Source organism: Rothia sp. HMSC036D11 (assembly GCF_001814205.1).
Classification (GTDB): domain Bacteria; phylum Actinomycetota; class Actinomycetes; order Actinomycetales; family Micrococcaceae; genus Rothia; species Rothia dentocariosa.
Window position 1 is genome coordinate 109329 of record NZ_KV815277.1, and the last position, 25619, is coordinate 134947.

The window sequence follows — 25619 nt, forward strand, 5'->3', positions numbered from 1 at the left end:
TCTCTCCAACCGCATATGCTGAGCACCAGAACCTAGTGGCAATCAGAGGCCAGCGCAGAAAAGGAAGAAAGGCTACAACATCCCCTTATCCTTGAGCCAATTTGCCGCTGCCGTGGATGGATCCAGTTTCTTATCGCCGGATACCTCGTCATTGAGCGAGCGTAAATCGTCGGTCGTCAGCACCGCACTGATGCGGTTCAGCACCGCGTGCGCATCCTCGGGAACCCGTTTGGTGTTGATAATGGGGAGTACCTGCTGCGCCGGAATCATGTTTTTCGGGTCTTCGAGCATCACAAAATTGTTCTGCGTAATTGCCGGGGTGGTCGAGTACAAATCTACAACCTGCACGGTGTTATCCTGCAGGGCCTTGACGGTGAGTGCCCCTCCCCCGTCCGCAAGCGAGACGAATTCCGCCGGAACGCACCCGTATTTATCTTTGAGCCCCGGAATTCCGTAGGCGCGTTCGGCAAATTCGGGAGCGGCGCCAATCTTCAGCTCGGTACAGACCTTCGCTAAATCATCCAGGGTGCGCAGATTGTATTTTTGGGCGGTCTGCTGGGTAACGACTAGGGTATCTTTATTTTCCGCCTGCGAGGCATCCAGTGCCTTGAGGTTGTCCTGAAGTACCCCACCGAGCGCTTGCAGAATCTCTTGTTTAGTCTGCGCTGTGGAATTCTCGTCAAGATACAGCAGCAGGTTGCCCGAGTATTCGGGGATCACGTCGATAGCCCCGGAGGTGAGCGCCCCCAGGTAGGCTTCACGCGCGCCAATCCCCAGCTGGGTGCTCGATTTAAACCCGTTTTTATTTAGCGCTTGGGAGTATATTTCGGCGAGAATCTGCGACTCTGCGAACGCTGCTGATCCCACGATAATACCGTCGTGTTCACCGCCGAAAACGTTTTCGCCGCTCAGCCCGCAGGCGCTCAGCGCTCCTAACGTCCCGAAGGCACCGAGGACACCCAATGCCCGCCGCCTGGTAACGCCGCGTGCCATTCCAGTCTCCGCCGTTCCTTGGTTTTTCGCGCTCTTCCCGGATAGAAAAGAACGATCGTTCGTGTTTCGGCGATGCACCAAGCTCATGCGTGCGCCCCTTCCGTGTGCGAGTTTGCAGCATCCAGTGCGCTCTCGTGTTTCGGTTGCCCCTGACGTTTGGATGCTCCGCCGCGCCCGCTTCCACCCCGCAAGGGCACGGGGGTCACGGCTCGCTGCGCCAGGGCCATGAGCGCATCCACCACGAGGGCGAGCACCGCTACCAGCAGGGTTGCCACGAGCATACGCGGATAGTCCCGCACCGCGAGCCCATCAAAAAGGTACCGGCCCAGGTTATTCCCATTAATGTAGGCGGCAATAGTCGCCGTCGCGATCACCTGCAGCACCGCGCTGCGCAGACCGCCCATAAACACCGGAAGACCCAGAGGAATCTCAACCCGGCGAAGAATCTGCCCTTCGGTCATGCCTTGGGCGCGTGCCGCATCCACCACATCCGGGTCAATCCCGGTCACCGCTTCGAGGGTATGCGCCAGCAGGGGCGCCACCGCGATAATCACGAGCACCACGAGCGGCGGAATCGCATTAACACCAAACCAGAGAGCAAGCAGGGTCAGCAAACCCAGGGCGGGCAGAGCGCGCAAAGCGGCGGTAAACCCCAACAGAGCGTGCCCACCGCGGCGAGTATGCCCAGCCCACAGGCCCAAAGGCACGGCAATCACCAGGGCAATCGCAACCGCAAACACGGTGATGCCCAGATGCTCAACGATACGCGCAAGAATGCCCTGAGACCCTTGCCAGTTGGCACCATCACCCAGAAAAGCGAAGGTACGTTCTATAACATTCATGCGGTCCTCCAGGCGGTCAGGCGCCGTGCCGTGAGGGCAAGAAGCGCATCGGCAAGGTAGGCGAGGACGGCGCTGAGCACCACGCCCGTGATAAGTTCGGCGGGAATACTACGCGCCAGTCCGTCGGTAAAAAGCGTGCCAAGCGAAGAAACACCAATAACCGCACCCACGGATACCATCGCAATATTCGCCACCGTCGCCACGCGGATACCGGCAAAAAGCACGGGCAAAGCGAGCGGTAATTCCACCGTGAAAAACGCACGAGCCGGGGTGTATCCCAGGGCGCGCGATGACTCCACCACATGCTCGGGAACCGCGTTAAAAGCGTCTACCCCGGAACGCACCATCAGCGCCATCGTGTAGATCGTGAGCGCCACAAGCACGTTCACCGGCGAAATAATGCTGGTCCCCAGAATCAGCGGCATGAGCACGAAGAGCGCGATCGACGGGATTGTGTAGAGCAGCCCAAAGCCGTGCACCAGGGCGTGCGCACCACTCCGGTAGGTTTTTGCACCGTCTTCCCGCGCGCGGCGGCGGCTCGCATACCGCGCCACCGGAATCGACAGGGCGGTTCCCACAAGTACCGGAATAATGCCCTGATACAGGTGATTGAGGGTCAAATCAAAGACGCGCTGGATGTTATTTCCTAACCAGTCCCAGTGCATCGAATCTGCCAACAACAGGTCCATAGCTATCCCCGCCCAGAGGTCGATGCGGCACCCTCGCTCGATGCTGCGGCTTCGCGTGTGCGGCGGTAGCGTTCGCGGCGAATATACCGCACCTGGCGCATCACATCGGCAGGCAGCAAGGCACCCACGGACTGGCTAACGAAAGATTCCACAAAATCATTAGCGGGATTCGTCAGGATCTCTTCGGGAGCGCCATATTGGGCGAGCTTGCCGCCGGGGGCGAAGACCGCAATATTATCGCCGAGGAATAGGGCCTCATCAATATCGTGGGTTACGAAAACAATGGTCTTATGCAGCTCGCCCTGCAGGCGCAAAAGTTCTTCCTGCAGTTCGGTGCGTACGATCGGATCGACCGCAGAAAAGGGCTCGTCCATGAGTAAAATGGAGGCATCCGCTGCGAGCGCCCGCGCGACTCCCACGCGTTGAGCCTGCCCGCCGGAAAGCTGTGCCGGGTAGCGCTGCGCTAGGGACGCATCCAAACCCACGGTACCCAGAAGGTCAAGAGCGCGTTCTTTCGCCTGCTGTTTGGGGGCGCCGTTCAACAGGGGCACGGTCATGACGTTCTCAAGCACGGTACGATGCGGCAGCAGCCCGCCGCTTTGCATGACGTACCCGATGGATCGGCGCAGCTTGTAGGGGTCTTGGTCTGCAATATTTTGCCCGCCGATGGTGATCGTGCCTTCCTGCGGCTCGACCATGCGGTTGATCATGCGCAGGGTGGTGGTTTTACCGCTTCCTGAAGAACCGACGAAAACGGTGGTTTCACCGGCGGGGATGCTCAGAGTCAGGTTATTGACCACGGTGTTAGCGCCGTAGCGTTTGGTGACCTGGGAGAATTCGATTCCCGCGGTGCGTGTTGCCTGCGCGGAGTTCGACGGTATGGTGTCTTGGGGAGTGGGTGCTGGCATTCGTTCTCTTCCGTATGCGCCGGTTTTGCCGCTGTGTGTACAGGTGTTGTCCAAATAGCACAACGTCTCCACCCTAACGGAAATTCCAAGAAATTGAAACGAACCGGCGTGTTTACCACTCTGCCAGCTACTACGCTCCTCTTCCCCGGTGTAAAAAGAGCCTTGATCTCAAGAAAGCAGCGAAAAATACTCTTTCTTGAAATCAAGGTTCCTTTAGCAGAAAAAGGATGCGGGCACACAAAATATAATGCACAAGACATAGAATACGCAGGCTTGAGAGCAGGGCGCGGTTAAAGAAAAAATCCGCCCCCACTGTAGAAGCCTGGAGGGCGGATTGTGGCTCCGACCGGCGTCGATCCGGTGACCTTACGATTTTCAGTCGCACGCTCTACCAACTGAGCTACAGAGCCTTGCGCATCGAAGCAGATACGCAACGACCGCGTCTTCGTGATGAATTTCTTCACCTGAATCACGCGGCCAGAGCGACCCCGACGGGACTTGAACCCGCGACCTCCGCCGTGACAGGGCGGCGCGCTAACCAACTGCGCTACGGGGCCTTGTTGGATTCGGCAGGGGTATAATCTGCTTCTTCAACATGGCTTTGCAAATCTGAGGATCTGCAAGTACCCCCAACGGGATTTGAACCCGTGCTACCGCCGTGAAAGGGCGGCGTCCTAGGCCGCTAGACGATGGGGGCCCAGTCGATGCGAACGGGTTCTTTCCATCCCGTCGTTCGAACCTCAACTAGTCTATGACAGATTTTTAAGCCGTGCAAGCCGGATTCTTCAAAAACTTCTTCATACCCGCCACACTCCCCCTCCTAAGATATCCCGCTCACCTACATAGTTACTAGTCAGAACGTATTTTATAGTCACCAGAAATTTCTCAAAATTTTTCTGAATAACCCCCGCAAACAGCACGAAATGACCGGGTAAGCGCCGCGCATCCCCTACACAGGTTCAGCAAAAAGGCGTAGAATATGCCGCGCGCACGCGCACATCATGATTTTGATACAAGAAATCCCCGCCGGTTTCGGGCTGTGCCGAAGACCCAGCGGGGATTCTTCATCGCGGTTTATGTACCGCAAAAATCACTGCGTACAGCTATTACTCGCCGCGCGAGATACGAATCATCTCATCACGGTCAACAACCTTCACACGCTCACGCGGCTCACCCTTCGCATCCTGTGATGCCGCACCGAGCGCCTTTTCGTGATCGTCCAGACGGTGCCAGCCTTCCCAAGTGGTGTAGCGAATACCCTTAGAGTCCAGGTAATCACTGAAGGTGTCAGCATCCGGTTCGGGAGCGGTGTACAGGTTCTCGCGATCCTCCAACAGGTGGGTGATGGTTTCAAGCGCATCGCCCTTCGTGGAGCCAATCAGACCCACCGGTCCGCGCTTAATCCACCCGGTAGCATACAGGCCGGGCACGTGCTCGCCGTTTTCATCGACCACACGGCCCTCAACGTTAGTAATCACGCCCTTATCAGCGTCATAGCCAACCTCGGGCAGCTCAGATCCGAAGTAACCGATCGCGCGGTACACGGCCTCCACAGGGTAGTCCACGAACTCGCCGGTGCCCTCAATACCGCCCTTACCGTCAAGCCTATTGCGTTCCATGCGGATGCCCACAACCTTGCCGTCCTCACCCAGAATCTCATGCGGGGACTGCAGGAAGTGCAGATGCAGACGGCGCGATGCGGTCTGCTCGCTCTCCTCCTGGTTGGTAAGCCAGGTAGTGAGGGTCTTCATCATGGTCTTAACCTGGTTATTCGTCTGAATAGCTTCATCCGAAGCCTCGTCGAACTCGAAGTCCTCTTCGTAGAGCACAATATCGACATCGCGGGAGTGTGAAAGCTCGCGCAGCTCCAAGGGGGTGAACTTGATCTGCGCGGGGCCGCGGCGGCCAAAGACGTGCACATCGGTCACGGGCGAAGATTTCAGCCCTTCGTACACATTCTCGGGAATTTCGGTGACGAGCAGATCATCGGCGTGCTTAGAGAGCACACGCGCAATATCCAGCGCCACGTTGCCGTTACCAAGCACCGCGATTTCCTTCGCGTTCAGCGGCCAGGTGCGCGGGTAATCGGGGTGACCGTCATACCACGAGACGAAATCGGCGGCACCATAGGAACCGTCCAGGTCGATGCCCTTAATAGGCAGGGGCGCATCGTAAATAGCACCGGTCGCAAAGATAATGGCGTCATAATGCTCGCGCAGATCGGCAAGGTTCAAATCTTTACCGTATTCGACATTGCCGAAGAATCGAATATCACCGCGGTCAAGTACCTTGTGCAGGGCGGTAATAATGCCCTTAATACGCGGGTGATCGGGCGCCACACCGTAGCGAATCAGCCCGAAAGGCGCGGGGTAACGATCAAAAATGTCGATAGAAACCTCAACGGCTCCAGAGCGTACTTCCTCAGATTTGGTGAGCAGATCGGCGGCGTAGATACCCGCAGGACCCGCACCGATAACGGCAACGCGCAACGGGCGTGCAGCTTCAGACACGTATTTTTCCTTTCAAAGTTCACCCATAGGGCGAGCTTAGCCTTAACATCCTTGCTTATTTTAGCGGTCATGCCTGAGCAAACGCAGGAAACATGAGCTGAACCACTCAAAAGACACATTTTTCATGTTTTTACCCCAGGTTTTGAGGTCTCATCATTAATATTCCTGTCACGACTTCGGAATATGTGTGCGAGCACAAAATCCATCACCCGCGTTACGAGAGCACAATAAAACCCACCAATGCAGTCTCGGTGGGTTTTTCTCATTCCGTCTTCCCGCATTGCCCGCTCTTATTACCCCGCGAGCAGGTGGCTTTTGGCACGAACAGGTAGGAAAATCCTACCTTTTCGGCGAAATCCTACCTGCTCGCAGAATGAATACAGAGGTTAGACCGCGTGGAATTCCACGACTAGTTCTTCGCGCTCGCCAAAACGCACAAGGTGACGCTCCAGCACGCCTGCAAGGCTCTGTGCTTTCTCGTCGTCTTCGGCACGAACCTCCATGATGAGCGCATGGTTCGCATCATCGGCCACCAGATCGCCATACCCACGAAAGATACCGTCGCGATTAAAGATTAAGCGCAATCCACCAGGAATTTCCTCGGTACTAATTTTGCGACCCATATGTGAGCCAAGCTGTTTAATATAACGTGCCGGGCGGTCGGTACTGACCGTGGAACGCTGACGAACGGGCAGAGATTCTGCGGCTGGATACTCACTCATAACATAACAACCTTCTTCATGCTTCAGGATGCGCGCCCAGCGCCAATTCCCAGGCGGCACATATCATCCTTAGGTAACCCTTATCTTAGCAGTGTTGTGAGCGTGTGCCGATGGGGTTTCGCCTACAGCGCGGGTGGTGCCCTCACGGAAAACTTACCGCCTAAAAGCGACCATCATGCGCAGACGCAAAGAAGTAGCCTTTTACGGGTTACTCCCCCTAGAATGTTGTAGTAACAAGAGCGTCACGCCCCACGGCTGGCGCTTTTCTTATGCGCATCCCCAACCGGCGGATGCGCGCCCTACGAGAGTATCTACGGATTTTCACGAATGTCTTCTGAGAACACCGCGGCTCCCCAGACGCCTAAACCCAGCAGTTCGGGCGGCGCACTGGACCGTTACTTCAACATTACCGAGCGTGGCTCAACTATCAGCACCGAAATTCGCGGCGGTTTAGCGACCTTCTTCGCCATGAGTTATATTGTGGTGCTCAACCCGCTTATTCTCGGCCTCACGCCCGATTCATCCGGACGCTCCCTTGGCGTACCGCAGGTTGCCGCCATGACCGCGCTTGTTGCAGGCGTGATGACCATTCTTCTGGGCGGTTACGCCAAACATCCCTTCGCGATGGCGGCGGGATTGGGTGTAAACGCACTATTGGCGACTACGATAGCCACGACTCCTAACCTCACCTGGCCGCAGATTATGGGGTTGGTCGTGTGGGCGGGCGTGCTCATGACCGCCCTCGTACTGACCGGTTTCCGCACCGCCGTTTTCGACGCCGTGCCCGAAAGCCTCAAAACCGCGATCGTGGTAGGTATCGGGCTCTTTATCGCCTTTGTCGGGCTGGTGAACGCCGGAATTATTCGCCGTGCAGAGACCGGCTCAACCCCTGTCGTGTTCGGTGTTCACGGGCATCTGCTCGGCTGGCCCACTCTCGTGTTTATTGTGGGGTTGTTCCTGACCATTATTCTGTATGTTCGTCAGGTGCGCGGCGCTATTCTCTACGGCATGCTCGCATCCACAGCACTTTCGCTTATTCTGGAGGCGGTCGCCCCCTCCGGCAGCGTGCAGGCTAACCCGCTTGGCTGGTCGCTCAATGTACCCACCTGGGACGGCAGCGGTTTTGGTCTGCCCGATTTTTCGCTTCTGTTCTCCGCAGATCTTTTCGGTGCCTTCAGTTCTTTGGGTGCAATGGCCTCAATTCTGCTGGTGTTTACCATCCTCATTTCGGCGTTTTTCGATGTGATGGGCTCCATCATGGGTATGGCAGTCGAAGCCGGTTCTATCGATGAAGACGGCAAGATCGAAGACATCGACCGTCTGCTTCTGGTAGATGCGCTGGGCGCGGTCGCCGGTGGCGGCACCTCAACCTCAACCAACCAGGTATTCGTGGAGTCGGCAACCGGTATTGGCGCGGGTGCCCGCACAGGTCTGGCAAATGTGGTGACAGGTGTGCTCTTCCTGGGCGCTATTTTCCTCTCTCCCCTGGTGACGATTGTCCCCTTTGAGGCGGTCGCCCCCGCAATGGTGTTCGTCGGGTTCCTGATGGTGCGCCAGGCGGTTAATGTTGATTGGAACGATCTTGCCCTGGGAATTTCGGCCTTCTTGACGATCGTCATCATGCCGCTGTCGTATTCGATTGCGCACGGTATTGGTGCCGGGTTTATTTCGTACACGGTTATCCGTGTGGCGACCGGTCGCGGACGCGAGGTGCACTGGCTCATGTACGTGGTTTCGGCGGTGTTTGCGGTGCATTTCGGAATGGGCCTGATTGAGGGGTGGATGCGCTAGAGCATCTTTCTCTCTCCCCCCATCATAAAAAGAGTCTTAATCGTGAAAACTTCAGTCACGATCAAGGCTCTTTTTATCACCTATTTTTACCCCTTAAGGCGGAGATACATCCCCCGCACCCCGCTAAAGACCTGGGAATTTCCTGTCAGTAGCGCATTGAGGGTTAAACGTCATAGAATAATGTGGTAACAAAAGCGTCACACCCGCCATAAGGGTTGGACGCTTTTCTTATTGCGGCGCAAACCCGCGCGCGCATCCTACGAGAGTATCTACGGATTTTCACGAATGTCTTCTGAGAACACCGCGGCTCCCCAGGCACACAAGCCCAAATCATCGGGCGGCGCACTGGACCGTTACTTCAAAATCACTGAACGAGGCTCATCTATTTCAGCCGAGATTCGTGGCGGTCTCGCCGCGTTCTTCGCTATGAGTTACATCGTCGTCCTCAACCCCCTGGTGATCGGCACCGGCGCAGACTCGGCGGGAAATACCCTTGGCGTGCCGCAGGTCGCCGCGGTCACCGCACTCGTCGCCGGCGTGATGACTATCCTCATGGGCGTCATTGCTAAACAGCCTTTCGCGATGGCGGCAGGACTGGGTGTCAACGCGCTGCTGGCATCCACGATCGCAACCACCCCCGGGCTGACGTGGGCAGATATTATGGGCTTGGTGATTATCGCCGGTCTTATTATGACCGTGCTGGTGCTCACCGGCTTCCGCACCGCCGTTTTCGAGGCGGTCCCCGAGAGCCTCAAAACCGCAATTGTGGCGGGAATCGGCTTCTTTATCGCCTTTATCGGACTGGTTGATTCCGGGATTATCCGCCGCATGCCGGATGCCGCAGGAACCACCGTTCCCGTCTCGTTCGGTGTGGGTGGTCACCTACTTGGCTGGCCTACTCTCGTATTTATTTTCGGTCTTTTCCTCACCATCGCGCTGTTTATTCGCAATGTGCGCGGCGCTATCCTCATTGGCGTGGTGGCATCTACCGCGCTGTCTATCATCCTAGAGGCCGTTTTCCATATCGGCAGCGGTAAGGGAAATCCGACCGGCTGGTCGCTCAACGTTCCCGCGCTCAATAATTTTTCCTTCTCAGCCCCCGATTTCTCGCTTATCGGGTCTGCACGATTCGGCGCGTTCGGCGCTATCGGCGTGCTGGGCGCATCACTGCTGGTGTTCGCTATTCTGCTCTCGGTCTTCTTTGACGCTATGGGCGTTTCAGTGGGCTTAGCAACCGAAGCGGGCACCATCGATAAGGATGGTAAGGTTGAGAATATTAACGAGGTGCTGCTCGTGGATGCGGTCGGTTCCGTGGTCGGCGGCGGCGCATCCGGCTCTGCGAACCAGATTTTTGTAGAGTCGGCAACCGGTATTGGTGAGGGGGCCCGCACGGGTCTGGCGAATATCGTAACCGGCGTGCTGTTCCTAGTGGCGATTATCGCCTCGCCGCTGGTGACGATCGTTCCCTTTGAGGCGGTCGCCCCCGCTCTGGTAGTTGTTGGGTTCCTGATGGTGCGCCAGGCTGTGCATATCGACTGGCAAGACTGGGGTCTGGGTATCCCCGCGTTCATGACCATTATTTTCATGCCGCTGTCGTACTCGATCGCTAACGGTATTGGTGCTGGGTTCGTCTCCTACGCCTTCATCCGCCTAGTTCAGGGTCGCGGGCGCGAGGTGCACTGGCTCATGTACGTAGTTTCGGCGGTGTTCGTCATCTACTTCGGCATGGGTATTATCAACGGTCTCACGCACTAGCGTTGGCTGAAATCCCGGGTATATATCAGGTGTAAAAAGGCTCTTTTTGAAGAGAAGCGGCGGAAAACTACGCTTTATTCAGAAAGAGCCTTTTTATACACCTATGGGGGGTGTAGATATGCGCTCGAAAACGTCAGAAATTTCACGGCTGCAGGTATACAATTTCACCCGTTTTTCCTGGTATTCTTCGCATAGGTTTACTTTCAGGTAGACCCAATTCAGCGCACCTATACACGCAGACAACGCGTTTGAATGCGAGCCAGCCCGCACCCTCTTTTCAGAGACGGCGCGGGCTGGCTCAGGTTAAACCAAGAATTCTATCGGTCGCCTGGGCGGCATAATTCTTTCATAATGCGCTCGGCTGCTTCCTGTGCGTGCTCGCCCGCCACGCCGATGTCGCTGGCGTGCAGCAGGTCTGCCGCCACGTGCAGGCGCAGCACCCGCGGAAGGGTAAAAACCTCGCGCAAAATCACGTTCGCCCGCTCGGGTGGAGCAGGTTCCAAACCCCAATTCGGGGCAAATTTTATGAGGTCGCTGGGCAGAATGTAGGCGTCTATTAGAGGGGTTTTTATCCCCGAAAGTTCGTGCCGAGCCCCGGTGAGCGCGAGCGCATCCGCACCCGTTCGCAGCAGGTCGCTCGTATCGTAGGGTGCCACGTAGTAGTGCACAGTCATCCCAGTGCGGTGCGTGTACTGCCGGAGCGCATCGAGCCCGTGGGCGCAGAGGATGCGGGCGCGTTCGGCGGCGATGCGGTGCGCATCCGGGGTAAGCAGGTGCTCTCCCCCGTTGAGATAGAGGGCGAGCTCGTCGAAAGATTCCTGCGAGATAACGTCGCTCATGGCATAAACATAGCAAACACAGGACTAGTTTTTGAGACTTTCATCAAGGAATATTTCTGCCATGCTACCCGATCGGGGGGAACTTAGCTGACCTCGCCGTCCAGGTAGTACCAGGTGCCGTGCACTTTCTCGAAGCGAGATTTTTCGTGCATGGCACCTTTCACACGTTCTTCGGCGGGCGTACCGGGAACTGAACGGTAATACGCCACAAACTCGACCGTACCCGCCGCATCGAAGGGACCACCCGAAGAGCCCAGAATATCCAGCCGGTACCAGCGCAGCGTTTCATCCAGCGTTAACTCGACGGGGCGCGTGTGCGGGTGCCAGCTTGCCAGCAGGTAGGGCGCATCGTGCAGGGCGAAGGCGGTAAACCGCGAGCGCATCAGAGCCAGCGGTGTGGGCGCGCCCAAGGTTCCGGATGCGGCAAACTCGCCCAAGTACCGCCCGCAGCAGGCACCGTATACCTCGCCACTTGTGCAGGGGCAGCGGGTTTGAGGATCATACAGGGTTGTTTCGCTCATGCACCCCATTCTAAAGGGCTACCAGGTTCGGGCATGCGAGAACCCGCCCATCCCGGCGGTCAAACCGGAGAGAGGCGGGTTCTGCACTGTTTTCAATATATTGCGGAGGAAACTCTGAAGCAGAGTTGGTTAGTTCGCGATAGCACGTGCCGGGGTGTCTGCCGTGGAGGGCTTACCCACGTAGGCGCCACGGTACTTCGCGGCCGGGTGTGAGTCTGCAACCTTAGTCTGTCCCTTGCCGAACAGGCTTTCGCGCAGGGTCTCACCCTCATAGGAGGTGCGGTAGCGCCCGCGCTTTTGCAGCTCGGGAACCACGAACTCGATGAAGTCCTCGAAGGAGCCGGGCGAAACGTGGTATGCCAGGTTAATACCGTCCAGGCCACCTTCATCAATCCAGCGTTCAAGCTCGTCGGCCACCTGCTGCGGGTCGCCCACAATAACCTCGCCCATACCGCCAATAGTGCAGTGCTCGGCAATATCCTTACGCGTCCACTGCTTATCCTTGGCCTGCAGGGTGAAGGGGGTGAGGAAGGACTGAATCGACTCGGTCTTCACATAGTTGAGTACCTCGTCCTCGTCGAACTGGGAAAGATCCACGCCGGACCAACCGCCAATAATGGCCTGCGAAGATTCCAGGTTCACGTACTTGCGGTACTCTTCGTACTTTGCCTTCGCCTTCTCTTCGGTCTCGTCCACAATAATGGAGAGCATCGCGAAAACCTTGATTTCGTCGCGGCCGCGGCCGTTCTCTTCGGCGCGGTCACGAATGCGGTCGGTAATAATGCGGGTCAAATCAGGGCGCAACGCACCGATAAACACAACCTCGGCATGCTTGCCCGAGAACTTCTGCCCGCGGCTGGATGCGCCCGCCTGGAAAATCACGGGGGTACGCTGAGGGCTGGGCTCGGTCAGACCCGCACCAGGCACGCTGAAGTACTTACCCTTGTGCTGAATCGGGTGCACCTTGGCGGGGTCGGCGTAGATACCCTTCTCGCGGTCTTTGACGACCGCGCCGTCTTCCCAGGAGCCTTCCCAGAGCTTGTAGCAGACATCCAGGAACTCTTCGGCGAGTTCGTATCGGGTGTCGTGCTCAATCTGGGTTTCGAGGCCCTGACATTCGGCGGCGGAAGGCAGGTATGAGGTCACCACATTGAAGCCCACGCGCCCGTTAGTGAGGTGGTCGAGAGAAGCGTACTTGCGTGCGAGCGTGTAAGGCTGCTCGTAGGTGACGGCTGAGGTCACGCCAAAGCCTAGGTGCTCGGTCACGGCGGCCATTGCGGAGATCTGCATGAACGGATCGTTCACGGGCACCTGAGCGCCACCTTCAATAGCGGGCGCGGCGGAGTTCTTGTAAATATCGTAGATGCCCACAACATCGGCTAAGAATACGCCGTCAAAGAAGCCCTTCTCAAGGATCTGTGCCAGGTCGGTCCAGTATTTGATGGTGTTGTACTCGGTAGCGCGGGAGCGGGGGTGGCGCCAGAGGTCGAAGCTCTGGTGACCCACACAGGTCATGTCGAATGCGTTAACTGCGATGCGCTTCTTCTGCTCAGCCATCTACGTTCCTTTCGCGAATGTTCAGGTGTTCCTGCACCCCGCGCGCCGCCTCCTTTATAGGTGGTGACCTTCTTGGTAGTCCAAGTTGTGCAGGTGGCGCATTCGCGCCGTACTTGCTTCGTGTCCCTTGAAGCCAGATCATCATCTGGAGCACCCCGCTACGGGAGAGGGTTGCCGCCCGGCTAGCCAGAGCTTTACACCGGGACTCATAATCCTTGATTTTGAGTGTATAAGGGGTGTCGTGGTTGGTGCGATATTATGACGAATATTAATGTTTGTGACTGTCGCCCGTAATATTAAGGGCCGCGTACGTCGCCCGGCGGACAGCAGTGTTCTTTCGAATGCGACGGCAAAATTCGGGAGCAATAGTTTGCAGCGGGAGCGTGTTTCGACCGACTCGTTACCCGTCAGCTTCGGAATACTATCTGGCGCCTCGCACGTTCAGAACAGCGTTAATCAGCGGCTGCAAACTATCGCTCCCGGAAGGACTCTTTAGGAAATGAGGTCCATTTCGCGGGCGTCATCCGCAGTGATGGGGTTTATTTCCACCTTGGGCTCAGGGATAGTCTCGTCAGCACCTCGTCCAAACACAGCTCCAAAGCTCAATTTTTTCAGGTCGCTTGGTGCCGTCAGCCAGCCTTTCATTCCGTCACGGTTAAGATCAAGAGCGTAGATTCCATGGTCGATTTCGCCATTACCGTTGAGATCAACCGGTCCATCCGCTGGCCTCGGTACAGCCTCTGGATTGGGCCGATACAGGTACCCACGAGCTTGGGGACCAAAGCCTTTGCGTTCGTCCAAGACCCATTCGTTAAGGGTCGGCATATCCTGCTGCAGGTATCCGAAATATTTGGTTCCATCAGCCTTGGGAATGCCAGTGAGCTGATAGTTATAATTCATCACGCTGAAGTACTGTGGTTTACCTTTTTCGCCTTTCTCATCGGCATCACCGCCGTGCTGCAGGCCGAGGTTGTGTCCCAGCTCGTGAATAAAAGTACCCACGCGAATATCGCTCATATTACCTTTATTGTTATTCCAGTGTGTCTTCCCCACAGTCACCATGAAATCACGACCTCCCAATTGTCCCAATCCTGATGAACCGCTCTCCCCATTTTGTTGTTGCACGTAGTAGTCGCCCCAAACCATATAATGAAAGAGTCCATCACGACGCTGATTAAAATGAGAAGCTTTAAACCTGGCCCAGTTCCCAGGGTTGTTACCTATATCGTCGCTGAGCACTTGCCACTTGACCTGTTCGCCTCCTCCCAAGTTGTACTTAGGTCCCCGGGCGGCACCGGCATCCAAGTGCAGATTAATACCCGTTCTGCCGTCGGGATTGCTGATATTTATATCCGCGAAAGATTGCACGATTCGATCCAGTTCTTCCTCACTGGCAAGCTCACCGGGCATATAATCCATCTCGACAAAAATGTCTTTATGGTTGGGATCCGCGCCCATCTTAGGGAAATCGATCTCTGGTATGCCATCGTTGTTGATATCGTACCCGTCTCTTTCCAGCTCGTCGGGAATATGATCGCCGTCGCGATCACCCGAGTTGGGGCTCTGAACGGGATCTATATTCTGGTTCTGCGCGTGCGCAGGCTGAGCGGGCTTCGCCTCCACCGCAGAAACGGGCAGAGAATTCAGAGGAGCAACAAGCACCAGGCTGACAAACGCCAGCATCAGGCGCACTATAGTACGTAATTTCATGAGAGATATTCCTTATGTCGTTGTGTTGAGCGAGAGGAAATCTTACATAGAGAGTGAAGTGAGTGGTATTCATCGGCGAGAGCCTGCGGGTGTTGCGGGTTCTCGAATGCGAATACATCTTGGGCGGCATCACGATGCCGTTTGAGCAAGAAAGTGGTATATGAACGGTTGTGCGGGGTAAAGCCCGGGAGCGAAGAGGTGCAGCGAGAGCGTGTTTCATCTGACTCATTGCCTCGCCAGCTTCGGAATGTTATGTATGTCCTCGCACGCTCGGAATAACATCCCTCAGCAGCTACACCTCTTCGCCCCCGTTTTGGGAAGAACGCCGAATGATTTAGGGAATAAGGCCCAGGTTGCGGGCGTCATCCGCAGTGACCGGGTTTTCTTCCGCTTCAGGCTGAGCCACAGGACCGCCAGCTCCAGCCTGAGTAGGCGTCATATCAAAGTTGAGCTTCTTCAGATCACTGAGAGCAGTTAGCTCATTTAGTATCCCATCGCCATTGAGATCTACCGAGACCGGAGAATTATCAATAACGCCGTTCCGATTGAAATCGATGGGTTGATTTGCGGGTTGAGTAACGTCTTTCCCATTTTTATCTTTGTACGTATACAGGTATTCGCTCGCTTGGGGGCCAAGGCCGTCGCGTTCGTTCAGTGCCCACTCCTTGAGGGGCGGCATATCCTGCTGCAGGTATCCGAAGTATCGGGCTCCGTCCGCCTTGGGAATGCCGGTGAGCTGATAGTTGTAATTCATCACGCTGTAGTACTGAGGCTTGCCGTTGAATTCGTCAGTACCGCCGTGCTTCAGGTTGAGGTTGTGCCCCAGCTCGTGGATAAAAGTGCCCACGCGAATATCGCTGTTGGCTCCTTCCCAATAGGTTTTCCCAACGGTCACCATGAAACCGGGAGAGCCTAGAAGCCCTACTCCTGATGAGTTTCGATTTCCGGTTTTATTATCCACATAGTAATCGCCCCAGATCATGTAGTCGAAACCGCTGTTGTAGCGGGCAGAATCAAAATTACGAGCCCTGATATTTGCCAATTCCCCAGAAGACTTCATATTGTTGGTGAGCATTTGGTGCGGAACCTCGTTGCCGCCTCCCAAGTTATACTTGGCACTCCGGGCAGAACCTGCATCTAGGTGAAGATTAACGCCTGCCCTGCCGTCAGGGTTAGTAACATTCAAGTCAGCGAAAGACTGCACGATGCGGTCCAGTTCTTCCTCACTGGCAAGCTCGCCGGGCATGTAGTCCATCTCAACGAATACGTCTTTGTGGTAGGGATTTGCGCCCATTTTCTTGTAATCGACTTCAGGTCTACCATCACCATCAGCATCGTATCCGTTGGTTTCCACGCTGTCGGAAAGCCCGTCACCATTAGTATCAGGTGAAGCCACCTTCTGGGCGACACCCGGGTTACCAGGGGCGAATGGCAACGTGTCTGCCGAGGCGGGCAGGGAATTCAGAGGGACGAGAAACACCAGGCTGACGAATGCCAGCATCAGGCGCGCTATAGTACGTAGTTTCATGAGAGATATTCCTTGTGTCGTTGTGTTGAGCGAGAGGAAATCTTTCTATGAGTGAGCGGTATTCATGGTAGGGAACCTATGGTGTGGCAGATTCCCACATGCAACGATGCGCATTAGTGGCATTGTGGTGCCGTTTGAGCAAGAGAGTGGTATATGAACGGTTGTATATGAATAACCGATAGATTAAGATTTCACCTGCATCCTAGCACCGTAAAATTTTATAAATCTGTGACATAAAACAAGTTTTGGGAGCGGACCACATCACAGGAATAAGTAAAGGTTTCCAGCAACATAACCCGCTCCCGCACGCTGGCAGCATACAAGGCTAGAGAATAAGACCTTGTTCTCGTGCATCATCAGCCGTTATGAGATTAATCTCAATCTCTGGTGAAGGTTCAGGGCTTATCTCACGTCATATCTTCCGCGTAATTTGAGGATGCTCAGATCGGGGCGAGTAAGCGTTTTATCGTAAAGATTTCATGTGTATCTTACATTGTTTAGGATTTTTGGGGTATATCCCGTAAAATTATTACTGGCGTGTAATCCGAGCGCCACTTATTCACCCAACCACTCATAGGAGTCATTGTGACCCACGCATCTACGCGGGGAGGTCTGACGCGCCGTCGTGTTCTGGCAGGCGCCGCATGGACAACCCCAATTATTGTTTCTTCCGCTGTAGTTCCGGCTTATGCGGCTTCGTATGATGACACGCGCCCTGACTACGGTATTTTTACCCAGGCGTTCGTCACCCACCAGGAACTAGACACTAACAGTTTCCTGGGGCTAGATTCATTTAGCGGCCCGGTTGAGAACGAGCACGCCAGCGTTCCGGCAGGTTCCAGTGGCCTCTACTCGGCTGGCGGCGGTAAGTTTACCCCCGGCGGCAGCATCGGCAAGGCAAAGTGGGGCGGTGCAGGTTTCTGGTTCTCAGCGCCCAAGGCAACCACTAAAGACGGTAAGCAGACATACTACTCGGGTACCACTACCCTACTCGCCGGTGCGCGCCTGCGCTTGGAGCACCGTTTCGTTTTCCCCGACTGGGCCGAGATCGACGGGGCAGAACCCCCGGGCTGGAATAAAAATACTGACGATTTTGCGGTTTCCCTCGTCGTCAATCCCACACCAGAAAACGGCGATAATCCCCAGCTCGTCGCCTTCAACGGTGGTGCTATGCACGGTTACTTCAGCGAGATGACCGCCAACGGCAATGAGCTGATAGGCTACGTCGATATTACGCTTGACCATGATGTTGTAGCTTCCAGTCATAACGGCGGCGGGACTCAGGTCTACAACCAGATCTTGGCCAGCCAGTTCGGTACACATTTTGAAGATTTCTATCTCGAACGCTACGGTGTGACCACCACCTTGACGATCCTCAGCGGCACTCTGCGCTATGAGCCCGAGAACGGTGCCCCCAAGAGTGATATTGACCTGACCGGTCAGCAGGCTGTGGCCTCCATCGATCATGTTGGCGAACCTGAGAATCCAGATCCGAGCACTCCCAGCACCCCCAGCGACAAGTCAAAGTCCAACTCGACGGGATCAACGGGCGACCAGAAAAACAAGGATCAAGAGAGCGACTTCATCGTCCGTAACGATATTCAGATCGATCCTAACGACTGGTTATCCGGGCAGAAAAACCCTAACGGGGCCTCGAAAGGCTCAACTAACGCACAAAAACAGAACTAATCGGTAATTTTGGGTGAGTAAACGGCACTCCCACCGGGTAAATCCTCTTAACGAGGCGCATCCCGGTGGGAGTGTTTTTCTTGTACTGTTCGCGAGCAGGTGGTTTTTGACCCGAGCAGGTAGGAAAATCCTACCTGCTCGCGGGTATGGGGTGTGGTGTGGATGCGTGGGCGTGGGTGCAATGTTGCGGAATGTTACGAACGTGGCACATACACGCGCAATATGACGGGGTGTCTTTGCACCTGCGCCAGCTACAGGGTTTACTAGATTGGTAATCCATCTAGAGCGACCGAGAGACCTGGCTCGACGACGTCGCAGCAACCTCGCCTGCGGTGGCGCATCATGCGCCTTCATAACGCCGAAGGTGCTAACGCCAGCAACCGATGGGAGATACTGTGGGACTTCCCTCCCCCTTTTCATTCACGAATCCTCTAGCACCCACCCCCAACCCCGCGCACGAATCTGACGAGGCGCGGGTAGCGTTCTGGGAGAAACAAGCCGAGCGCTTAAGCTGGGGCAAGACCTGGGACAACGCACATACCTTCCACAAACCGCAGGTTATCGGAACCGACGCTGAGGGCATCGAAGAATACTCCGTACCCGAGATTAAGTGGTTCGAGGGCGGCAAACTCAACGTCGCCTACAACTGCGTGGACCGCCACGTGGAGGCTGGCCGCGGCGACAAAGTAGCCCTCTATTTCGAGGGCGAACCCGGCGACCGTGAAGCTATCACCTACGCCGAACTGCAGCGACGCATCGCCCGCGCCGCTAACGGCCTGCTCAAACTCGGCGTGCGTAAAGGCGACCGTGTGGTAATCTACCTGCCGGTTATTCCCGAAACCATTATTTTCACGCTTGCGTGCGCGCGCATCGGCGCAATTCATTCGCTTGTGTTCGGTGGCTTCTCGGCGGAAGCGCTGAAATTCCGTGTGGAAGACACCGGCGCGAAGGTTCTGATCACCACCGACGGGCAGAACCGCCGCGGCAAGGTCGTGCCCGTGAAGGTGAACGCCGATGAAGCATGCTCGGGTGAGAACAATATCGAGCATGTGATCGTGGTGGATCGTACAAGCGCCGCAGACCCCGTAGCACACGCGCAGGTTCCCTGGACGACCGGGCGCGATATTTGGTACCACGACCTGGTGGACGATCAGCCCGATACCCATGAGTACGAGCTGCATGATGCAGAAGACCCGCTGTTTATCATCTATACCTCCGGCACCACGGGTAAGCCCAAGGGCCTGGTGCACACGATGGCGGGGTATTTGGTGCAGACCGCATACACCCACGCGCTGCTGTACGATCTGCTGCCGGACTATGTGGATGAAGACGGGGTGCTGCGTCCCGATGAGCTGTCTGCCGTGAACGACCCGGCGAAGGTTGAATCGACCGTGCACTGGTGTACCGCCGATCTCGCGTGGGTGACCGCGCACACCTATGAAATCTATGGTCCGCTTGTGAACGGGGTGACCGAGGTAATTTTCGAGGGCACCCCCAATACTCCGCATTACGGTCGTCATTTCGAGGTTATCGAACGCTACGGCGTCACCAATTATTACACCGCGCCCACCCTGATTCGTTCCCTCATGGGAGCTTTTCCTGACGGCCCCAAACCCGGAAAATACGACTTCTCAACTGTGCGTCTGCTCGGGTCTGTGGGCGAGTCCATTAACCCTCAGGCGTGGAAGTGGCTGCGCAAGCACGTGGGTGGGGGTACCGCATCGTTTATCGATACATGGTGGCAGTCCGAGACCGGCTCGACCATCTGCTCCCCACGACCACATGACCCCGCCTTCGCGCCCGAAGGGACCTTCCCCGAAGGCACCCCGCACTGCACTCCCCTTCCCGGATGCGCCACCCGCGAAGTCCCCGGCGTCTCGGTGCGCGTGGTGGACGAGCACGGTGACCTCGTTGAGCCCGGCAAACAGGGCTTCATTGTGGTCGATAAGATCGGTCCCTCCATGGCGCGCACCGTCTGGGGCGACCCGCAACGCTACCTGAATTCCTATTGGAAGCACTACGGTACGCGCGGCTGGTTCCTCGCCGGTGACGGCGCAAAGGTCGATGATGAAGGCAATGTGTACATCCTGGGGCGCATCGACGATGTGATCAACATTTCCGGGCACCGCCTCTCGACCATCGAAATTGAGTCTGCGCTCGTGACGCACCCGGCCGTGGTGGAGGCTGGCGTGTGCCCCGTAGAGGACGAGCTAACCGGTCACCAGGCAGTCGCCTATGTGACGCTCACCGACGAAGGCCGGGCACTCACCGAAGACGAGCTGAAGACTGTGCTCACCCAGCATGTGCGCGAGCATATTGGTCCTATCGCTAAGCCCAAGGATGTGGTCGCGGTCGCCGATATTCCTAAGACTCGTTCGGGGAAGATTACCCGCCGTCTGCTCGGTGAACTCTACCAGGGGCATAAGCTGGGCGATATTTCTTCGCTTCAGAATGAGGAGGCGCTCGGCGCTATCGCACAGGTGCTCGTAAAAACCGGGCGAGTAGACCCGGAGGCGTTCGCAGAGGATCAGGCGGCATAGGGGTTGTGCCTGGAAGCAGCATCGCGCCGACTCTGATAGAAAGGTTCTCTGCAAGCGCGAACGTTGTACGGACATAGCCCCCCCCCCAATATCCTTAAACTACAGTGCGGCATATAACCTGTTGGTTATATGCCGCACTGGCTATATACACTAGTCAAACGTTATATTCCTCAAAAGGAATTATGGATTCTTCGCTTCCTTTTCCGAAGAAATCGGTTGCGTCTCGTCTGCGGGGTGGGCGTTGGTGGAGGCGGTCACCTTTGCATCAGGATCGACATCAGAAGAGTGTGAATCGTCCCGTGTCGAGTCAGCTTCCGCATGCGGCTCAGTCGTATTCTGCCCGGATGTCCATGCGCCCTTATCCACCGGCTTGGCGAAGAAGAGACACGCAACCATGCCCACAACTGCCAGAACCAGCGCCAGCATCAGTGAATCGTTCATCGCGGTGGCGATAGGTTCGCGCAGGAAGTCGGGAACCTGACCGCCAGACATCCCTTCACCGCCGACGGCGGGGGCGTTCATGGCGCTTCCGCCTGCGCCGGTACCTGAGGGGCGCATCCGCTGCATGGTCTGCGCAATCTGGTCGGCGATCAGACCGCCCATGAGCGTGGCAATACCCGCCGAACCGAGCACACCGGCAACCTGACGAGTTTCGTTATACACGCCCGACCCGGCACCGGCTAAACGAGGCGGCAGGTTACGGGTCGCGGTCACCGCCAGCGGACCCCAAATCATAGAGTTGCCGATGCCCAAAATCGCAAAGGGTATAAGCAGAAGCGCGAGGGATTGATCCGCCGTCATCAGAGCGCGCAGAACGACAAACCCGACTACCAATAGAGCAAATCCCGAGACCGCATACCATTTGGGGTTTGACGTGCCTAAACGCTTACCAATGACCGGAGAGAGCGCACCCGAGAACAGGGCGAGCGGGGCGGTCATGAGTGCTGCCTGGGTGGGGCTCATACCGCGCACCTGCTGGAAGTAAATAGTAGTTGGGAATGCCATTGTCAGGGTGTGCGCGCCCATTGCCGCGATAGCAATATTCGATACCGAGAAGTTGCGGTCTTTAAACAGTCCCAGCGGTACCAACGGCTCTTTACGGTTAACGGCCTGCCACACGATAAAGAGGGTGAACACGATGATGCCCGCGATAATCATGCCCCATACGCTCACCGGGATTCCGGTTCCCCACAGTGACTCGGTGATAGTGCCCCAGTCGTAGGTAGAACCCTCCTGAATGCCGAAGACCATTAGGAACAGGCCGATAGCGGAGAGAACCACGCCCAGCCAGTCGAAGTTGTGCTGTTTGGAGGGGAAATGCGGGATATTCCGTACCGCCAGATAGGTGCCGACCACGCCGATAGGGATATTGATGAAGAAGATCCACGTCCAGCCGGGACCATCCACGAGCAGACCGCCAGCGATAGGGCCCACGAGCGATGCGATACCGGCCGCCGCACCCCACACGCTCATTGCCACCCCGCGTTTATGCGGCGGGAACATGAGCGTAATAATCGACATGGTTTGCGGGGTCATAATCGAGGCGCCTATCCCCTGCACCACGCGCGCAACGATCAGCATCTCCACATTGGTCGAGAGCCCGCACCACAGCGAAGAGAGGGTAAAGACCACCATACCGAGCAGGTACATCTGCTTCTGCCCGAACCTATCGCCCAGGCGACCGGTAATCAGCAGCGGCACCGCATAGGCGAGCAGGTAGGCGCTGGTCACCCAGATCACGGCGGAGAGCGAGGCGTTGAGCTCATGCTGCATATGGGGCAGCGCCACGGTGACGATAGTGGTATCGAGCAGGATCATAAAGAACCCGATCACGAGTGACCACATGGCAACCCACGGTTTCTCGGCGGTTTGCTCCATTGATGGTGCGCTGCGGTGCGTCTTTGATGCGGCTGGCTCTGCCATAAATCCCCTGCCTTGTCTTCTCGGCGGTACCGCCGGGCAATAAAAACCTAGCACTTCATCATAACGCCGTCTTGAGCCCCGCACGAGAATTCTCATCATGCGGCGCTGTCTGAGCGCATCAGCACAGGGAACTCGGGTTCCTGATGTTCTCAGGAAGCACAGAAAAACCATAGACATTGCGGCGCAGCAAGCCTAGCCTGGATATACAAGTATTTTTCAACACACAGGGAGGATACGATGGCTAACGTTACGATCATTGGCGGGCACGGCAAAGTTGCTCTTCTGGCAGAACCGATGCTTCGTGAACGCGGACATACGGTGAACGCTATTATTCGTAGTGAAGATCAGTCGGCAGATATTATGGCGACCGGCGCTAACCCGGTGGTTGCCGATATTACCACCCTGAGCACCGAGGAGATGGCGAAGCTCTTCAAGGATTTACATACAGAAGTGCTGGTGTGGTCCGCAGGTGCGGGCGGTGTAGGTGGTCCCGAACGCACCTATGCGATTGACCGTGACGCCGCGATTCGCTCTATGGAGGCGGCACAGCAGGCGGGCATTCGACGGTACATTATGGTCTCGTATTTGGGGGCCGGAACCGAGCACGGGGTGCCCGCAGATAACCCGTTCTTCGCGTATGCGGAGGCTAAGGCTGAGGCCGATCAGCATCTTCGCGGCACCCGATTGGAGTACACGATTCTAGGCCCCGGCATGCTCACGACCGAGGATGAAGGCGGTATTAGCGTGGGGGTCGATCCGGTGTACCACTCCGATTTGAGCTCTCATACCCCGCGTGCCACCGTGGCGCGGGTGCTCACTGAGGTAGTCGATGATTCCAGCACGATCGGCAAGGGCATCCCTTTCACCGGCGGCGATACCGAGATTCGGCAGGCTCTCGCTCAGGCACCGTCAAGCTCACAGCTGCGCTAGGGTTTGCCGGATGCGCCTGTCCCGGCTAAGTGCGGATGCGCCCCGAGCCTCTTCACGGGTTCGGGGCGTGTTTTTCTCTCGCGCAAGGTTGGTTCGCGCGCCGGGGTGCGGGATGTTTGGTACTTATCCCCGTTCCTGCGCGCGGTCGCGCTCTTGTCATGTCAGATTTGCCCTCGCAGTGTGCGGGTATTATCTCGCGACGAGTTCCGGGGCGGCTATTCCGTTGGTGCCGCATCGCTCGGTATCCTAAAGTACCAGGTATTTTTAGAGCAACTGCAGGAGGTTCCCGTGGGATTCTTCGATCTCTTCGCCGACAAAACCCCGGAAGAGCCCGCCGAGGCGCAGCTCACCGCCTACGTTCAAGGCAGGGTTCAGGGTGTGGGGTTCCGATGGTGGTGCGCCGGGGCCGCCAAACCGCTGGGATTGAGCGGATACGCCGAAAACCTGGATGACGGTCGGGTGAAGGTGATCGCGCAGGGAAGCCGCGCATCCTGCGAGCGCCTGCTGGAGACCCTTAATTCGGGTGATACCGCCGGGCATGTGGACTTTGTGGATGCGTCTTTCACCGAACCGCAAGGCACGTTCAAGGGATTCGGTACCCGGTAGCGCACTCCCCTGCCACCCTGCTAAAAAGGCTCTTTATGTGAATAAAGAGGCGTTTTGGACGCTTTATTCACATAAAGAGTCTTTTTATGCTCCCGATGCACCCCGCAGTATGCCCCAAATACCCGGTAACGTGGAATAATAGTTTACGCACTCATATCATTCACGTATTTCATGAAGGTCTTTGATGACACGCTATCGCTGGGGCATAACCGGTGCCTGCATTCTTTTCTTAGCTGGAGTTATTGTTTATAACCTGCGCGAATTTTTGGCATATGATTATCTGGTCTATTATGCCGGGGGTAAAAGCGTTAACTGGTTTCTTGATTACCCCAGCAGCCTCTATGATCTCGATATTCTTCGTGAAACTGTGCGGGCAGAAAACTTTAGATATATTTTCGGTGACAGCGGCCTGTGGCTTGCGTTTACGTACCCGCCGTTTGCATCGCTCCTCTTTATTCCCGCATCGTTTTTGCCCCTGCGGGTAGCAATCGGTCTTCATCTGGCATTTTTCGTGCCCATTGCCTTCTATTGCGCCAAGGTTCTGCGTGATTATCTGGTAAAGCGCAATTCTCGGCTGCTTTTTGAGAAATATCTTTCGCCTTTTTCCTTTATTGTTTTGTGTGCCGCGCTTATCTTGCTTTCGGCTCCGTGGCGCAATAATTTCTTGTACGGTCAAATAAATCCGTATCTGCTGGCGCTTATTTTGTACGATCTTTTGCGGCCGGGTACCAGGATTCCGCGCGGCGTTTTTATTGGTATTGCTGCGGGCATTAAACTTACTCCGCTCGCCATAGGAATTCTTTTTCTAGTGCGTAAAGAGTGGAAATCCATTATTGCACTGGGAGTTTCGTTTGCGGGAACCATTGCAGCGGGATTTGCTGTGCTTCCGCAGCAGTCTCTCACCTATTGGGGCAGCGTCATCTGGGATCCGTCACGCGTGGGCAACCCAATATCGAGCAATAGCGTGGCGATTCAGGGTATTTTAGGGCGCATGACCTTTCAGGATGGTACCGTGCTGAAGGCTCTGTACGGGATCGCGGCAATCGCGCTCATTGCGGTGGTGGGGTACGCCCTGCGGAAGATGGAGCAGCACAACCTCTATCTATCGCAGATCTCGTTGGCGGTTCTTGTGCCGGTGTTTATCTCGCCGATCAGCTGGTTCCATCATGCCGTGATTCTACCGATTTTTATGGTGTGCGCGGCGGTCGATTTCTTGCCGCTGGCGGCACGGTGGCGTTCTCGTGCGGGGCACATCCTGTGTTATACCTGCTATGCGCTGAGTTCCCTCATGCTGATTAATACGCTTCTAGACTGGGGAAAGCTCGTGGTGCGCTTCTGGCGGCGTGTCGATTTTTACCCGTTTACCGGCAGGTATCCGGGGGTGGATGCGCATACCCTGCTTCTGCGGGCGGCGGATGAGCAGCCGGTTATGTTTGTGACCTCAATTCCGGCATTGGCGCTCGTGGTGTTGGTTGTGCTGTGGGCGGTGCTCCTACGCCGCCCTGCCGAAAATATGCAGTAATCAGAAGGCTCTTAATGCGAATAAAGCGGGATTTCCAACGCTTT

At 56.3% G+C, this 25619-nt stretch carries 20 protein-coding genes, 3 tRNA genes and 2 riboswitches; of the genes, 8 read left to right on the forward strand and 15 right to left on the reverse strand.

Translation table 11 applies throughout. From position 1 onward, the window contains the following. Positions 1-72: 72 nt before the first annotated feature. The 9 genes from HMPREF2958_RS01455 to HMPREF2958_RS01495 all read right to left on the reverse strand — a co-directional run bounded on the left by HMPREF2958_RS01455 (position 73) and on the right by HMPREF2958_RS01495 (position 6664). Positions 73-993 (reverse strand): ABC transporter substrate-binding protein, encoded by a 921-nt coding sequence (locus HMPREF2958_RS01455; protein ID WP_210400873.1) that lies wholly within the window; start codon positions 991-993, stop codon positions 73-75. Positions 994-1076: 83 nt separating this feature from the next. After that, a complete protein-coding gene (locus HMPREF2958_RS01460) occupies positions 1077-1835 on the reverse strand; it encodes an ABC transporter permease (protein WP_070695936.1) in 759 nt (252 codons plus the stop codon). Beyond that, entirely contained in the window at positions 1832-2524 is a 693-nt protein-coding gene (locus HMPREF2958_RS01465) for an ABC transporter permease (RefSeq protein WP_070695938.1), read from the reverse strand. Before HMPREF2958_RS01465 ends, HMPREF2958_RS01460 begins: the two co-directional genes overlap by 4 nt. 2 nt (positions 2525-2526) lie before the next feature. After that, positions 2527-3432, reverse strand: a complete 906-nt coding sequence (locus HMPREF2958_RS01470; protein ID WP_070695940.1) for an ABC transporter ATP-binding protein — start codon at positions 3430-3432, stop codon at positions 2527-2529. A gap of 337 nt (positions 3433-3769) precedes the next feature. Beyond that, positions 3770-3842 (reverse strand) — tRNA-Phe (locus HMPREF2958_RS01475). A 73-nt stretch (positions 3843-3915) separates the two neighbouring features. After that, positions 3916-3989 (reverse strand) — tRNA-Asp (locus HMPREF2958_RS01480). Between the two features lie 67 nt (positions 3990-4056). Then, positions 4057-4129: transfer RNA gene (locus HMPREF2958_RS01485), tRNA-Glu, on the reverse strand. A gap of 409 nt (positions 4130-4538) precedes the next feature. After that, positions 4539-5942 (reverse strand): FAD-dependent oxidoreductase, encoded by a 1404-nt coding sequence (locus tag HMPREF2958_RS01490; protein ID WP_070695942.1) that lies wholly within the window; start codon positions 5940-5942, stop codon positions 4539-4541. A 386-nt stretch (positions 5943-6328) separates the two neighbouring features. Continuing rightward, positions 6329-6664 carry a DUF2218 domain-containing protein gene (locus tag HMPREF2958_RS01495; protein WP_048780084.1) on the reverse strand — a complete coding sequence of 112 codons (336 nt, stop codon included), beginning with the start codon at positions 6662-6664 and terminating at the stop codon, positions 6329-6331. 327 nt (positions 6665-6991) lie between these two features. Between HMPREF2958_RS01495 and HMPREF2958_RS01500 the strand changes: the two genes are divergently transcribed. Both HMPREF2958_RS01500 and HMPREF2958_RS01505 read left to right on the forward strand, forming a co-directional pair. Further along, positions 6992-8455 (forward strand): NCS2 family permease, encoded by a 1464-nt coding sequence (locus tag HMPREF2958_RS01500; protein ID WP_070695945.1) that lies wholly within the window; start codon positions 6992-6994, stop codon positions 8453-8455. Positions 8456-8740: 285 nt separating this feature from the next. Continuing rightward, positions 8741-10210, forward strand: coding sequence for an NCS2 family permease (locus tag HMPREF2958_RS01505; RefSeq protein WP_070695947.1), 1470 nt, complete (start codon positions 8741-8743; stop codon positions 10208-10210). A gap of 317 nt (positions 10211-10527) precedes the next feature. On the opposite strand, the gene HMPREF2958_RS01510 is transcribed toward HMPREF2958_RS01505, so the two are convergent. The 3 genes from HMPREF2958_RS01510 to HMPREF2958_RS01520 all read right to left on the reverse strand — a co-directional run bounded on the left by HMPREF2958_RS01510 (position 10528) and on the right by HMPREF2958_RS01520 (position 13127). Continuing rightward, positions 10528-11049, reverse strand: a complete 522-nt coding sequence (locus HMPREF2958_RS01510; RefSeq protein ID WP_070695949.1) for a hypothetical protein — start codon at positions 11047-11049, stop codon at positions 10528-10530. Between the two features lie 83 nt (positions 11050-11132). After that, positions 11133-11570: a YchJ family protein gene (locus tag HMPREF2958_RS01515; protein WP_246827978.1), complete on the reverse strand. Its 438-nt coding sequence runs from the start codon at positions 11568-11570 to the stop codon at positions 11133-11135. A 129-nt stretch (positions 11571-11699) separates the two neighbouring features. Beyond that, entirely contained in the window at positions 11700-13127 is a 1428-nt protein-coding gene (locus HMPREF2958_RS01520) for an LLM class flavin-dependent oxidoreductase (protein WP_004006498.1), read from the reverse strand. A 104-nt stretch (positions 13128-13231) separates the two neighbouring features. Further along, positions 13232-13341: riboswitch (SAM riboswitch) on the reverse strand. A gap of 57 nt (positions 13342-13398) precedes the next feature. On the opposite strand from HMPREF2958_RS01520, the gene HMPREF2958_RS10845 reads away from it, so the two are divergent. Continuing rightward, positions 13399-13623, forward strand: coding sequence for a hypothetical protein (locus HMPREF2958_RS10845; protein ID WP_168165954.1), 225 nt, complete (start codon positions 13399-13401; stop codon positions 13621-13623). On the opposite strand, the gene HMPREF2958_RS01525 is transcribed toward HMPREF2958_RS10845, so the two are convergent. Next, positions 13620-14837 carry a zinc-dependent metalloprotease family protein gene (locus tag HMPREF2958_RS01525; RefSeq protein ID WP_013398381.1) on the reverse strand — a complete coding sequence of 406 codons (1218 nt, stop codon included), beginning with the start codon at positions 14835-14837 and terminating at the stop codon, positions 13620-13622. The two genes, HMPREF2958_RS10845 and HMPREF2958_RS01525, sit on opposite strands and share 4 nt — an antisense overlap. Before the next feature lie 334 nt (positions 14838-15171). Beyond that, positions 15172-16365, reverse strand: a complete 1194-nt coding sequence (locus HMPREF2958_RS01530) for a zinc metalloprotease (protein ID WP_070695953.1) — start codon at positions 16363-16365, stop codon at positions 15172-15174. A 585-nt stretch (positions 16366-16950) separates the two neighbouring features. Between HMPREF2958_RS01530 and HMPREF2958_RS01535 the strand changes: the two genes are divergently transcribed. Then, positions 16951-18054, forward strand: a complete 1104-nt coding sequence (locus tag HMPREF2958_RS01535; RefSeq protein ID WP_070695955.1) for a hypothetical protein — start codon at positions 16951-16953, stop codon at positions 18052-18054. Between the two features lie 273 nt (positions 18055-18327). Further along, positions 18328-18444: riboswitch (SAM riboswitch) on the forward strand. Positions 18445-18449: 5 nt separating this feature from the next. Beyond that, positions 18450-20594, forward strand: a complete 2145-nt coding sequence (locus HMPREF2958_RS01540) for an AMP-binding protein (RefSeq protein WP_070696132.1) — start codon at positions 18450-18452, stop codon at positions 20592-20594. A gap of 180 nt (positions 20595-20774) precedes the next feature. Here HMPREF2958_RS01540 and HMPREF2958_RS01545 read toward each other — a convergent pair whose 3' ends face one another. Further along, the gene (locus HMPREF2958_RS01545) at positions 20775-22517 is read right to left on the reverse strand and encodes an MFS transporter (RefSeq protein ID WP_070695957.1); all 1743 of its coding nucleotides are present in this window, start codon (positions 22515-22517) and stop codon (positions 20775-20777) included. A gap of 237 nt (positions 22518-22754) precedes the next feature. On the opposite strand from HMPREF2958_RS01545, the gene HMPREF2958_RS01550 reads away from it, so the two are divergent. From HMPREF2958_RS01550 to HMPREF2958_RS01560, 3 genes are all read left to right on the forward strand, one after another. Beyond that, positions 22755-23447 carry an SDR family oxidoreductase gene (locus HMPREF2958_RS01550; RefSeq protein ID WP_070695959.1) on the forward strand — a complete coding sequence of 231 codons (693 nt, stop codon included), beginning with the start codon at positions 22755-22757 and terminating at the stop codon, positions 23445-23447. 288 nt (positions 23448-23735) lie between these two features. Continuing rightward, positions 23736-24053: an acylphosphatase gene (locus HMPREF2958_RS01555; RefSeq protein WP_070520590.1), complete on the forward strand. Its 318-nt coding sequence runs from the start codon at positions 23736-23738 to the stop codon at positions 24051-24053. A gap of 184 nt (positions 24054-24237) precedes the next feature. Next, the gene (locus tag HMPREF2958_RS01560) at positions 24238-25575 is read left to right on the forward strand and encodes a glycosyltransferase 87 family protein (RefSeq protein WP_070695961.1); all 1338 of its coding nucleotides are present in this window, start codon (positions 24238-24240) and stop codon (positions 25573-25575) included. Positions 25576-25619: the final 44 nt, after the last annotated feature.